This is a genomic window from Jannaschia aquimarina, assembly GCF_000877395.1.
Taxonomy (GTDB): domain Bacteria; phylum Pseudomonadota; class Alphaproteobacteria; order Rhodobacterales; family Rhodobacteraceae; genus Jannaschia; species Jannaschia aquimarina.
Map to the genome: position 1 here is coordinate 24,313 of NZ_JYFE01000031.1, position 11,622 is coordinate 35,934.

15 protein-coding genes are annotated in these 11,622 nt (G+C 65.8%); 11 read left to right on the plus strand and 4 right to left on the minus strand.

Going from position 1 to position 11,622, the window contains the following annotated elements; genetic code table 11:
• Positions 1 to 46 precede the first annotated feature (46 nt).
• From jaqu_RS08345 to jaqu_RS08370, 6 genes are all read left to right on the plus strand, one after another.
• Positions 47 to 712: a hypothetical protein gene (locus jaqu_RS08345; protein WP_052500859.1), complete on the plus strand. Its 666-nt coding sequence runs from the start codon at positions 47 to 49 to the stop codon at positions 710 to 712.
• A gap of 363 nt (positions 713 to 1,075) precedes the next feature.
• The gene (gene repC / locus jaqu_RS08350) at positions 1,076 to 2,221 is read left to right on the plus strand and encodes a replication initiation protein RepC (RefSeq protein WP_161793844.1); all 1,146 of its coding nucleotides are present in this window, start codon (positions 1,076 to 1,078) and stop codon (positions 2,219 to 2,221) included.
• 414 nt (positions 2,222 to 2,635) lie between these two features.
• Complete coding sequence (locus tag jaqu_RS08355; RefSeq protein ID WP_043918510.1) at positions 2,636 to 2,848, plus strand: hypothetical protein; 213 nt, start codon at positions 2,636 to 2,638, stop codon at positions 2,846 to 2,848.
• Between the two features lie 58 nt (positions 2,849 to 2,906).
• Complete coding sequence (locus tag jaqu_RS08360) at positions 2,907 to 3,263, plus strand: TSCPD domain-containing protein (protein WP_043918511.1); 357 nt, start codon at positions 2,907 to 2,909, stop codon at positions 3,261 to 3,263.
• A gap of 103 nt (positions 3,264 to 3,366) precedes the next feature.
• A complete protein-coding gene (locus jaqu_RS08365) occupies positions 3,367 to 3,858 on the plus strand; it encodes a hypothetical protein (RefSeq protein WP_141134399.1) in 492 nt (163 codons plus the stop codon).
• Positions 3,855 to 4,313, plus strand: coding sequence for a thermonuclease family protein (locus tag jaqu_RS08370; RefSeq protein WP_052500860.1), 459 nt, complete (start codon positions 3,855 to 3,857; stop codon positions 4,311 to 4,313). The genes jaqu_RS08365 and jaqu_RS08370 overlap by 4 nt, the downstream gene beginning before the upstream one ends.
• Before the next feature lie 24 nt (positions 4,314 to 4,337).
• Here jaqu_RS08370 and jaqu_RS08375 read toward each other — a convergent pair whose 3' ends face one another.
• Positions 4,338 to 5,609, minus strand: coding sequence for a Y-family DNA polymerase (locus jaqu_RS08375; protein ID WP_043918513.1), 1,272 nt, complete (start codon positions 5,607 to 5,609; stop codon positions 4,338 to 4,340).
• Positions 5,606 to 6,040, minus strand: coding sequence for a LexA family protein (locus jaqu_RS08380; protein ID WP_043918514.1), 435 nt, complete (start codon positions 6,038 to 6,040; stop codon positions 5,606 to 5,608). Before jaqu_RS08380 ends, jaqu_RS08375 begins: the two co-directional genes overlap by 4 nt.
• A 152-nt stretch (positions 6,041 to 6,192) precedes the next feature.
• On the opposite strand from jaqu_RS08380, the gene jaqu_RS08385 reads away from it, so the two are divergent.
• Together jaqu_RS08385 and jaqu_RS08390 are read left to right on the plus strand one after the other, a co-directional pair.
• Complete coding sequence (locus jaqu_RS08385; RefSeq protein WP_043918515.1) at positions 6,193 to 6,456, plus strand: hypothetical protein; 264 nt, start codon at positions 6,193 to 6,195, stop codon at positions 6,454 to 6,456.
• A gap of 84 nt (positions 6,457 to 6,540) precedes the next feature.
• Complete coding sequence (locus jaqu_RS08390) at positions 6,541 to 6,831, plus strand: hypothetical protein (protein WP_043918516.1); 291 nt, start codon at positions 6,541 to 6,543, stop codon at positions 6,829 to 6,831.
• On the opposite strand, the gene jaqu_RS08395 is transcribed toward jaqu_RS08390, so the two are convergent.
• Both jaqu_RS08395 and jaqu_RS08400 read right to left on the minus strand, forming a co-directional pair.
• The gene (locus jaqu_RS08395) at positions 6,828 to 7,505 is read right to left on the minus strand and encodes an SOS response-associated peptidase (RefSeq protein ID WP_043918517.1); all 678 of its coding nucleotides are present in this window, start codon (positions 7,503 to 7,505) and stop codon (positions 6,828 to 6,830) included. The genes jaqu_RS08390 and jaqu_RS08395 overlap by 4 nt on opposite strands.
• A gap of 64 nt (positions 7,506 to 7,569) precedes the next feature.
• Complete coding sequence (locus jaqu_RS08400) at positions 7,570 to 8,217, minus strand: hypothetical protein (protein ID WP_043918518.1); 648 nt, start codon at positions 8,215 to 8,217, stop codon at positions 7,570 to 7,572.
• A gap of 884 nt (positions 8,218 to 9,101) precedes the next feature.
• Here jaqu_RS08400 and jaqu_RS08405 point away from each other — a divergent pair.
• The 3 genes from jaqu_RS08405 (at position 9,102) to jaqu_RS08415 (ending at position 11,520) form a co-directional block, all read left to right on the plus strand.
• On the plus strand, positions 9,102 to 10,025 hold the full coding sequence (locus jaqu_RS08405) for an ArdC family protein (protein WP_043918519.1): 924 nt from the start codon (positions 9,102 to 9,104) through the stop codon (positions 10,023 to 10,025).
• An 85-nt stretch (positions 10,026 to 10,110) separates the two neighbouring features.
• Positions 10,111 to 10,602, plus strand: coding sequence for a hypothetical protein (locus tag jaqu_RS08410; protein WP_043918520.1), 492 nt, complete (start codon positions 10,111 to 10,113; stop codon positions 10,600 to 10,602).
• Between the two features lie 378 nt (positions 10,603 to 10,980).
• On the plus strand, positions 10,981 to 11,520 hold the full coding sequence (locus jaqu_RS08415) for a helix-turn-helix domain-containing protein (RefSeq protein WP_043918521.1): 540 nt from the start codon (positions 10,981 to 10,983) through the stop codon (positions 11,518 to 11,520).
• The last annotated feature ends 102 nt before the right edge of the window (positions 11,521 to 11,622 follow it).

Below are 11,622 nucleotides of genomic sequence, written 5' to 3' on the forward strand. Positions count from 1 at the left end.
TCTGTATAGATTGATAGGCATTCGATCTCTCACAGGAGCCGAGATCATGCCGTCGATCAAGACCAGCGCGATGGCGGTCGCCTTCGCGTCCTCGTTTGCAACCGCCGCCCCCGCCTACCCGATCGACTGTGCGATCCTCTTATGTCTCGCCGGCGGATGGCCAGCCTCCACCGAGTGCACCGCCGCCCGCGCCGAGTTCGTCCGCCGGATCACCCCCTGGCCCATCGAGCCGCCGCTGCAGATGTGGCGTTGCCCGCTGCGCGCGAGCGTCGAGGGGCACGCGGAAGCACCGCCCACGCTGCTCGATGCGATGGCCCGGATAGACCCGCGCCGGATCACGCGCGACCTCGCATTGGACCTTGTTCAGAGATCGATCCCCGAGCGCGCCGACATCGACCTCTCTACCCCCGCATTCGACTTCGTCCGCTCCATCCGGGTCTACGACATCGACTGGCACGTCTGGGATCACGAGAACGCCGCCGGTGACCATTCGTGCCGGGTTCGCCGTGAACGGGTCCGGATCGGCAGCTACGGCCCGCAGGGCGAGTTCGCCTGGCGCGCCGCCGGCGTCACCGAAGCCACTGCCCAGACCTGGATCGGCTTCGACACGCGAGCCCGCGAAAGCTGCAGTCACGAGGGCCGGTTCCGGGGCGTCGCTGTTGAGTGGCGCGACGTCGAAGGACGCCATGGCTTCGAGGTCGTCACATACTGACGGGAGGCAAGCCAGCCCGTCTAGCGATCGCGCGAGATCACGACCGATCCCAAGCAAGCCTGAAGGAGAACGCCCACCAGAAACGAAAACCCCCCGCGAGGTCGAAACCTGGCGAGGGGGGCTTCGGTCAGCAGGAACGCCAATTCCTATACGCTCACCAGTCCGGTGAGTAGAGTTTACCAGCCCCCCGACAGTCGAACAAGAAAAAAACGCATTCGTGCGAACGATTTCCGTCGGCTGGTTCGACCTCCTCCATCACGAAGCGAGGAGAATATGACAGCAATTGCCCAAAGGGCCGGCGATCTTTCGGGCCCGCATCGATCGAGCCTTGGCGACGACGCCTTCCCCATCCTTCCCGGCGAAATGCAGCGCAGTCAGGTCGGCGATCTGATCCGCGAGGTTCGTCGCGCGCTCGGCCTGAGCGCACCGGCGATCACGCTGCTCCAGAAGCTGATCGACATGACCCGCCCTCGCGACTGGACCGACCCGCATTCGGAGCCGGTCTGCTACGCGGCCCAGGTTCGCATCGCTCACGAGCTGGGCTGCTCGCCCCGCCAGATACGGACCCACGAGGCCCGCCTGATCCGCGCCGGCCTCATCGAGGACCGCCGCCGCGCGAATGGCAGCCGCTCGAAACACGGGCTCTGCGGCCTTGGGCTTACGCCCCTCATCCGGCGCATCCCCGAGCTTCTCGCCGCCCGAGATCGTCTGAGAGACGCATGGACCGACCAAGAACGGCGCGTGAGCCGGCGCAGCGTCCTCTATCGCCGCGCGAAGGCGCTGCTAATGGAGCTACAGCCGGCCCGTCCCGACGACGCGGAGGTCAACGCCCTGACGGCATCGTTCCTCGCCTGGCCCTCCTCGAGCCGCCTGCGCCGCCTGCGCCCGAACGACCTGGCGACCCACCTGAGCGCCGCGGCCCATCTCGTGGACCGACTGGAAGCGCTGCGTGCCATGACCTTCGAATCTTCCGGTCGGGCGGACGGAGAGTTCCGCCGCTCAATAAAAGCTACAACGGAAGCAACTCCGGTACTCTGTAGCGCGCGCCCATCCGCTGGGGGTCGAGATGGCGGCGATGAACCGCGGGAACGGGCCAACAACGGCGCCGATTGCAGGGAAAGCGAGCGCCGAAGTCGCAGCCCGGACTGGACCCGCCGCCTCACGCCGTTCGGATTGCGCGCCATCGCGTCGGACCCGTTCCGGCTCTACCTCGATCACGAGAGCCGGGGACGAACGCAGCCCCGCATCGAGGACTTTCTGCTGGCGGCCCTCCGTCGCCTGCCGGAGCTCGGCATCAGCCCCTCGGCCTGGGAGGACGCCTGTGATCGGATGGGCGAGGTGACCGCGATGCTCTGCGTCCTCGTCATCGACGCGAACCGGCACCACCCCGTCACGCCGATCCGACGTCCAGGTGGCGCGTTGCGGGCCATGACAAAGCGCCATGCCGCGGGCGAGCTAAACCTCGTCGGAAGCCTCGCCGGCCTGATGGCGCGGGCGGGAACATCGTGAGGGCGCCCGGCGCTCCGATCACTGCGGCGATGGCACCGTCGGAACGCCCCTCGCCCCGCATGGTGCACAGGGAACCGATCGGCCGCGATCTCGACATGGGATCGCTGTCAGGCATGGGGCCGTCGTCCCTTGGCCCGGCCCCAAGACGGCATCGGCGCAAAGCTGGCTACCTCCCCGTCGCCGTTCGGTCGGGGATCGGACCGGCGGCGAGGATGCGGGCCAAGGCGAGGTCCTTGCCCTGTTTCTACCCATGGGTCTTGCCGGATCGCGGCCGGTCCGTTCCCTCGGCTGCGCCTTGGCAAGCGCGAAGACGGTTTCCCTGCCCTGCGGGCCCGGACCCTCCGACTTCGCGCTGGCGAACCGCCCTTACCCGATCCGGCCCTTTAATCCCCATCGAAACAAGGAGACCTCGACATGGCCCGCTACAACCTCACCATCCCCGTCACCTACACCCAGAACGGCCAAGAGAAGACCCGCTATCAGCGCGTCGGCACGATCTTCGAGAACGTCCGCGACAACGGCGACACCCTCCTGTCGGTCAAGCTCGACTTCCCCGTCGGCGTCACCGAACTGGTCGGGTTCCTTCCCAAGCCGAAGGACGAGGACGACCACCCGATCGAGGAATGATCGCCCCCGGGGCGGCGCCGCGCCGCGCCGCCCCGCCCGACCCGAAAGGACCGAACCCATGACCCGCTGCGACGAACCGGACCCGCGATATGTCCTGCCGACCCGGCGCCTCACCGAGACGCGAAAGGTCCGCCTTACTACCGGCCAGACCGTCCACATCTCCATCGGCACGGACCCCGCCGATCCGGATCGCCCGCGCGAGGTCTTCTACTCCGCTGGCTTCCAGTCCGGATCGCAGCTCGAATTCCAGGTCCAGGACGCCTGCGTCCTGATCTCGCTCCTGCTCCAGCACGGGCACCGGCCGACCGAGATCGTGAAGTCCCTTGCCCGCGAGGAACGACCGGACGGCTCGATCGCCTATGCGAGCGTCATCGGCCTGATCGCGGCCGAACTGGCGAACTATGCGGCGCGATGACGGGTCCGGATATCCGCGAGCCGCGAAGGAGCACGACATGCCAAAGACCACTTCGATAAGCAGATCTCGCAAGGGCCCCTGCTTCGTCTGGAACCGCGCCCGCATGCTGATCGCGTTTCACCGTGACCCAGCACGCAAGAAACGCGCGAAGCCGTATCTCTGGCCGCCGAAGAACGGCGCTGCGGCCCTCCATCATGACGTGAGAGACCAGGAGGTCTTCGTCGACCTGCGCGGCGTCGACCGTGCCGACGACGTCCAGCTGAAGCTCCGCTCCCACGCCATCGTCGCTCGCCGCGACCCCGGCCAAGGCTGGTCGGGCGTTGAAATCAACGACCACCAGGTTCGGGTCCTGGTCGACGACATCTGGATCGAGATCCATGCCGACGGCACCGTCGTTCGGGAAACGGCTGACAGCAAGACATTCCTCGAAGGTGACGGCTCAATCATCAAGACAAGCGAGGACGCTGACGTAATGGTCTCGGCCGACAGCTCGGAGATCACCCGCCGAACACCGGACCGGATCGACGCCGTCACAGCCGACGGCATTCTCTCGAAACCACGTCAGGCGATTGCGGGTCCCCGCACCGATTCATGACGTTCGCTCGCATCCTTGCTGTCGTCTGGGTGGCGACAATCGCACTGCTCGCGGCGTTCTGGGATCATCGCGGTACGGCTGCCGTTGAGCCTGTTGCCGACATTCCCCTTTGCCGGGTCGGCCAGCCGAACACGTTCGATAAGACCTGTATCGTCGACGGGGACACGATCTGGCTTCATGGAACGAACTACCGACTGAAGGACTTCGACACGCCCGAACCGCGCACCAATATCTGCGGCGGCTTCGAGGAGATAGACTTGGCCCGAGCCGCAACGGATCGCCTCCACGCTCTTCTCAACAGCGACAGCTGGACCATCGAGACATTCGGCTTCGACGGCACTGGCCAGCGCACACTCGCCACCATCCGGATCGCTGGCGAGGATGTCGGCGACGTCCTGATCCGTGAAGGTCTCGCCCGTCGCTGGCCCTATGGCGAAGAGTTCTGGTGCAGCTGACCGCTTCTTTCCGTCTGATCAAAGTCATCGGATCACCGGCAATTCGCTGATCCGCGTCGTATAACGGGGACTTCGATGATCCGCTCGCAAGGCCCAGGATCGCTCCATGCCCTCGGAGGCAAGAACCATCGTCTTCTTCCCGAACCGATCGTTCACCATATCGAGGGCGCACATCAGCTCGGCCGACTTCGGGCGCATTGCGTCGAAAAGGGTCCGCGGCCGATCCTCTAGGGGCAGGAGATCGTCGAGCAAGACGCCGGCCTTCGAGAAGCCATAGGGCTTCTCATCCTTCGGCCACCCTGCCCTCGCGCAGCGCCGCGCAGCCTCGACGAGGTCGAACGTATCCGACGACATCGGCGTCAGCTTTGTCGATCGCGCGGACGACCATTGCGGACGATCGGGTCGATGCTTGTTCGTATGGAAGATCACCGTCAGCGTGCCGGCGACGAGACTATGCTGGCGCAGCTTCTCCGCCGCCCGCGTCGCGTGAGCCGTGATAGCCTGAAAGAGCGTGTCGAAATCCATCATCGGCGCCGAGGCCGATCGCGTAACGGCCATGCCTTTCCGCTGGGGCTCGACCTCTTCGAGCGATAGGCACGGCTCGCCTTGCAGCTCCAGGACCGTGCGTTCGAGGACGACCGTGCCGAGTTTGCGCGCTTGGCGCAGGGGCATGTCCCGCAACTCGGCCGCCGTGCCGATCCCGATCGCCCGCAGTTTCCTTTCCGTCTGCCGTCCGATGCCCCAGATATCCCCAACCGGCACCTTCGGTAGCAGCCAGCGGGCCAGCTCCTCGTCCATCATGTCGAGGACGCCATCGAAGATTGGGTTCTTCTTCGCGATCTCGTTGGCACATTTCGCGAGGGTCTTCGAGCTGGCGATGCCGACCCGAACCGGGATGCCGACCCGGCGTAGCACGGCCGCGCGCATGGCTCGGGCATGTGCCTCTCGGTTCTTGAAGCCGTGGAAGTCCAAGAAGCTCTCGTCGATGGAGTAGATATCCACCGAAGGCGTGAAATCCGCATACGTATCCACGACCCGCCGGGAGAGGTCCGCGTAGAGCGTGTAGTTCGAGCTGAAGACCCGGATCCCGTGGGCTTCCACCTTGTCGCGGATCAAGTGAAGGGGGTCCCCCATCTTGATTCCGAGCGCCTTCGCTTCGTCGCTGCGCGCCACGGCGCATCCATCGTTGTTCGACAGGACGATCACCGGGACGTTCTTCAGCGACGTGTCGAAGACGCGTTCAGCCGAGACGTAGAAGTTCTTGCTGTCCGAGATCGCGATCGGCCGCCGGCTCATTCTAGCTCGTAGCGGCGGACGACACCTGCAAGCACGCCCCATATCTCGCTGTCTGGCGTCAGCTCGACATCAGGGAAGTCCTCGGCCGAGTTCGCCGGGGCCAGGTAGTACCGGTCGTTCCGGCGCCGGAGGATCTTCGCCGTGACCTCCCCGTCGATCACCGCCAGGACCGCCCGGCCGAGCCGCCGCTTGCCGTCCCGATCGACCGCAATCAGGTCTCCATCGCGGATACCGACGTCCCAAAGGCAATCCCCCTCCACCCGCCACCAGAAGGTCGAGGCCGGGCGACGCACGACCCAGGCGATCGGGTCGATCTCGTCTTCCAGATCGTCCGCCGCCGGCGACGGGAAGCCCGCGCTCACCGTCATCCTGACGAAGCGCATCGGCTGACCTTCGGCGATCACGGGTTGATCGATCGGATGAAGCGGCATTCGTCACCTACGATGTTCTTACTTCGTTCTACATCTGCGGGGCGGTCCACTTCTGTCAAGATTGACGTGGGGCGGAGAGGTCTTCGAAAGCGGTGCGTACTTTCGTCAGGCCCTAATATCCTTGCTCGGCATCACGTCACTAGGACCTTGCTATGGACGACGAAGTCACCAACCCCACCTGCCCTTCGAGCGCTCAATGCGTCTATCGGCTGGAGCCGATCTGGGACATTCTCGAGCAGTACTTCCGCGACGACCGCCCGTATCGCATCCTCGCGCCGATCGACGAGGTCGAGAACCATTCCGACATCCCGGCTCTCGAGTGCGGCCAGTCCTGGTGCGGCCTCTGGGTTCTCGGCGACATTGGAGACGCGGCCGACTTCGAGGCACGTGAGTCATCGAACGCGGTCGGCGCTTAACCCCTCGAGAGCGTCCTTCTCACGCTCCGGGGTCATGCTAGAAGCATCGACCATCCGATGCGGCTCCTAACCAGGATCCAGCGTGTGGCATTCGACGGACGACGCCTCCTGCCGGACCGGCCGCTGGTTCACCTCTACCCGTCCTCGATGTTCGACCTTTGGCCAATGCCGTCCGGGGAGGCCGCGCTACGCGAAGGTCGACCGACCCTCGCCGTGACGCTGCCCAGCGAGCACATCGAGGTCTTTTGCGACGGCCGATGGTACCCGAAGCGCCTCGCGATCGGCCGGATGATCCGCGGCGACATCCTCAAACGCGGATCGGCGGACGGTATTGTCTACACGCGAGAGAGCGCCGCCGCCCATCCTCTCCCCTAGAGCCCAGCCCGATCCGACTTCAGATCCTCGCCTTGCTGGTGGACCACCATCGCGGATGCCGGGTAGGGCCGGATCAGATCGAACGCCATGTCCGGATCACCCGTCAGCCAGGTCTCGTAGTCCTCGGGCTGCAGGATCATAGGCATCCGATCAGGGTGGGTCTCTCGCACCAGTTCGTTCGGCGTCGTCGTCACGATCGAGGACGTGACCAGCTCACGATGCTCGCCGCCGTAGTTCCCGACGAAGGGACGCCAGATCCCCGCGAAGGCGAATGGCGGGCGGTCGCCCTCCCCCGTCACCCCGAACCAGACATAAGTCGCCGGCTTCCGGCCCTTCGCTTCGCAGAAGCTCGTCGCTGGGACCAAGCACCGGCGCTCCTCGAAGCTCTTCCGCCAGAAGGACGACGTCCGGAGCTTGTCGTCACGCGCATTGTTCACCGCCTTCGGCTGGATCGGCTTGCCGGTCTTCTTCGAGACCTGCGGCAGCACGAAGCCCCAATGGCTGTTCTTCAGCCAGCGGGTACCGTCCTCGCTCATACCGACGATCGGCGCCCTGCCCTTCGGAAAGATCGCCGGTAGCGGTTCGGCGTTGCCCAGCTCGTCCTGGGCGGGTGACACCCCGAAGAGCTGGCGCATCGCCTCGACCGGCATCGTGTTCGAGTAGAGATTGCACATACCTGTCAGACATCCGTCGATTTATGCGCCAATCGTCGCCGTTCGACGCATAGCGTAGGCACCGCTACTCGATCTCGAAATCGACCAGGTCGGGGACACCCGCACGCTCGTAGGTCAGAACCGTCTCGACCTCAGGATGAGACGTCCAGATCTCTTCGAGGACGGCCTGCAAGTCCTGCGCTTCATCCCCTTCCAGGTCATCGATCCGCGCCGTCCATTGGAGCTTCGACCCAAAGACGACCATCGACGCCGCCCCTTCGTGCGCCTCGCGGTAGCCCTCCATGAGGCCCAATATGGTCGGGTCGTCCCTCGGGACATTGGTAACGTGCACCAGCAGGGGTCGCTCCTGATCGAACCGCGCGGCCAATGCGCGTGACAGCTCATCGGTGCGCTCGATCATGCCCTTGTCGACATTCTCACTGACCTCGATCGAAAGCTCCTCGAAGGCCGCGAGAATGCGCGTCTCCGATGTCCCGAAGTCGGCCTTCAACTCGTCGAAATCCTCCGTCAGTTCGTCCTTCGTATCCTCGATCTCGTCCGTCAGCACGGTGATGCTCGCATTGATCGGAGCCGTCTCGGCTTCGATCCGGAGACCCACGATGAACCAGATGCCCGTGAAGAGGGTTGCAATGACGCCAAACACGCCTGCCCAATCCCATCCCGTGAAGTTGTTCCGCAGATACGATCCTGCGGGTTCCGGATCATGTGCCATAGATCGCCGAGCCCCTGCTTGGAGCTAATCTATGTGCCCTCAGGGCCGGTCACAACGGATCAGATCGTTAGGACGCCCGAAAGCACTAAACAAACGGTCGTGCCGATGCCGCATATGGCGAATAGCAGCGTGATCGGCGAAATCGTCGCGCCAGACCAAAGCCGGAGCCGGGTGGTTGGGTGCATAGGGTCGCTCACGTGACCTCCGATCAACGAATCCCACCATAGCAATGTGGCGTTAATGCGGACTTAACTTCTCCGATACCAAGCGAACCCCCGCCGGAGGCAACGGTTCCTGACCAGAAATGGCCTCTGCCCCGCTCACGCGTGTCACTGGGCTCTAGTCGTCGCTTGCGCTCCTCCCGGAGCCCCCCACCCCCGTCCTTTCTGCCTCGGCGGCGCGGCGCGAAGCGTCGGCCTTCCGCCCTCTCCCGTCTCCTACGGAGCCGCGTCCGGTCGAGCGGGTCATGGTCGGGCGCGGGCGTGGGTCTCCGCCCTTGCGGGTGACGATCCCTGCGGCAGTAGCGGAGATCCCGGCCGGGGGCCGGGATCGAGAGGCAGAAGACCGGCCCGGGCGGGCCGGACACCCTTTCTGCTTGGTGGTCCACCAGCCAGCCGGACGGGTCGTCGTCAACCGGCAAGCGCCGGCCCGGGGGGCCGTCGGCTCCGGGCGAGCCCCGTGTCCTCGGCTGATGCCTGCGGGCCGCGCCAGCTCGCCCTCCGCCCGGGTGACCCCGCCCCCTCCGGCCGCAGGTCGGGCTGCGCCCTCACCTGCTCTGCCCTTCGAATGGCAGGGGCCATTCAAAGCCAGATCAGGCGAGGCCCCGCCCATCGGCGGAAGACCGGCATCGGATCGGCACCCGCCCCACCATGAAGGACGATCCCATGGCAAGAGAGCGCTTCGACATCCGGCAGCATATCACCGATCGGATCATCGCCCAGTTCGAGGCGGGGGCGCCCCCGTGGCGGCAGCCCTGGACCGGGACGCGCGCCGTCGCGGGCTTTCCTCTGCGGCACACGGGCGAGGGCTACAAGGGGATCAACATCCTGATCCTGTGGGCCACGGCCGATGCGAAGGGCTATGCCTCCGACCGCTGGATGACGTTCAACCAGGCGAGGCAGCTTGGCGGTGCGTTCCGCAAGGGCGAGCGGGCCGCCAAATCCGTCTTCTACGAGTCCATCGAACCAGTGGGCGACGCGCCAGAGCAGGACACGGCCGATGCAGGCAACGCGCGGCGCGTCCATTTCGCAAAGGTCTACAACGTCTTCAATGCCGATCAAATCGAGGGCCTGCCGGATGAATACTATATCCGTCCGGATCCGCCCCGCGACCTCGGAACGCAAGCGGAACCGAAGCTCGATGCGTGGTTTGCGGCCACCGGCGCGCGGATCGACACCAGCGACGAGCCCCGCGCCTACTACCGGCCCTGCGAGGACCGCATCCACATGCCGCCCATCGGGACGTTCCATGACGCTGCCGGATATTACGGGACGCTCGCCCATGAGATCATCCATTGGACAGGCGCAGGACATCGGCTGGACCGGATCACGCGGTTCGAAGACCGGAGAGCCTATGCGTTCGAGGAACTGGTGGCCGAGATCGGCGCCTGTTTCCTCGGCCTCCATCTCGGGATCGCGCCACGCTTCGGGCAGTCGGCGGCCTATATCGAAGGGTGGATCGCGGCGATGAAGGCGGATCGCGACGTGATCTTCCGCGCCGCGGCCGAGGCGCAGAAGGCGGTGGATTATCTCGACCCACTGCGATCATCCGGGACACCTGCGACGGAAGCGGTCGGTTCGGCAGCCTGAGCGGGTCGGGGTCGCCCGTATCGATCGCGATTGGGCGGCTAGCCTGGGGGATTCACCTCTGCTACGTTCATGCTAGGCATGGTCCATGCCGATCCGGCCGTCACAGCGCTTCTTCTACCCGATCGATTGGCCGCAGCTCTCGCGGGCGGTGCGGTTCGAGCGGGCGGGCGGCCGCTGCGAGCGCTGCGGGCGGCCGCACAGGGCGGAGGTCTGGCATCTGGGTGCCCACGCGGTCGCTGGCCGAACGGGTCTGTGGTGGGACGATGCGCGGGCGCGGTGGCGGTGTGGCCGGGGCCGGCTCGTCGCGAAGGCCCTCTTGCCGCCTCCCGACGATCTCGCGGCCCTGCAGCTCGCCTTCTGGCCGGGTCTCGCGTGGGCGAGCTGGCCGAAGCGCCTGCGCGTGGTCCTGGCCTGCTGCCATCTGGACCATGACCCGTCCAACAACGCGCCGGGCAATCTCGCCGCCCTGTGCCAGACCTGCCATCTGGAGCACGACCGGGCCGACAACCTTGCCCGCCGCCGCGCGAATGCCCTGCGGCGACGATCCGCGGCGATGGATCGGCTGCCCCATCTCTGACGTCGATAGCCTGCGGACCTTGTGCGAGGCGCCGGGATGGGCGCCATCGGCGGCACCGCCGATCGGCACGACGCCTCGGCACCCGCCGCATCATTGCCTCGCGGTTGCGCAGGTTCCGGGGCGCCGCGGTCTTGCCCCTCCGGAAGATCGGAGCCGGGAGGCCGGTGCTGCCAAGGAGGTGGGGGTGAGCGGAATACGGGCGATCTTTGGGTCTTTCGATAATGCAATATTGATGCATTCGTATAGTCCTGAAAGACTCGCCCGTATGGATTGCTCGCCCGTATGGATTGCTCGCCCGTATGGATTGCAGGATATGTGTAATGTCTACATTTGTTGCGTGTCTTGGCTGATCGAGGCGGCTCCGACCGGCGCCAGCGGATGCGGGACCGCATCGCGGCGGGCTTGTCGGACAGCGCGATTGCGGACGAGTTCGGCGTCTCGCGATCGACCGCGCACCGCCTTCGGTCGCAGATGGGGAAGCGGCGCAACGAGGCCGCGGGACATCGGGTCATCTCGACCCGGCTGACCGATCGGGAGATCGCCGGGCTGGATCGTCTCGTCGCGTCGGGCGCCGGCAAGTCGCGCGGCGCGGTGCTTCGGAAGTTGGTCCGTCACGCCGGAGTGCTGTTCGAGCCGCGTCCCGACGAGGGCGCCTTTCTCGCGGAGGCGGACCGCCACCTGTCTCGTCTCGGGGGCAACTTAAATCAGATCGCGGCGGCGCTGTCGGCCTCGATGCGCAAGATCGGTCGGGCGGAGCCGAGCGCGGAGCAGGTCCGGGCGATGCACCAGGCGGCGGATGAGGTGGCCGAGATCCGTCGTGTGCTGGTCGCGATGCTGCGCCACTCGCAGGTCCGTGCAGAGTCCCTGGAGGCGCGGTTGACCCGGACAGGCGACGTCTCGGAGGTCGGTGATGCCTAGAAGCGCGTCCTCCGTCGATCGGATCATGGGCCGGCTGTTCGAGGACGGCCTTCGGCGGGAGAGGGCAGGGGGCTCGGGTGGGCCGTTGCGACGGGCCGGGCC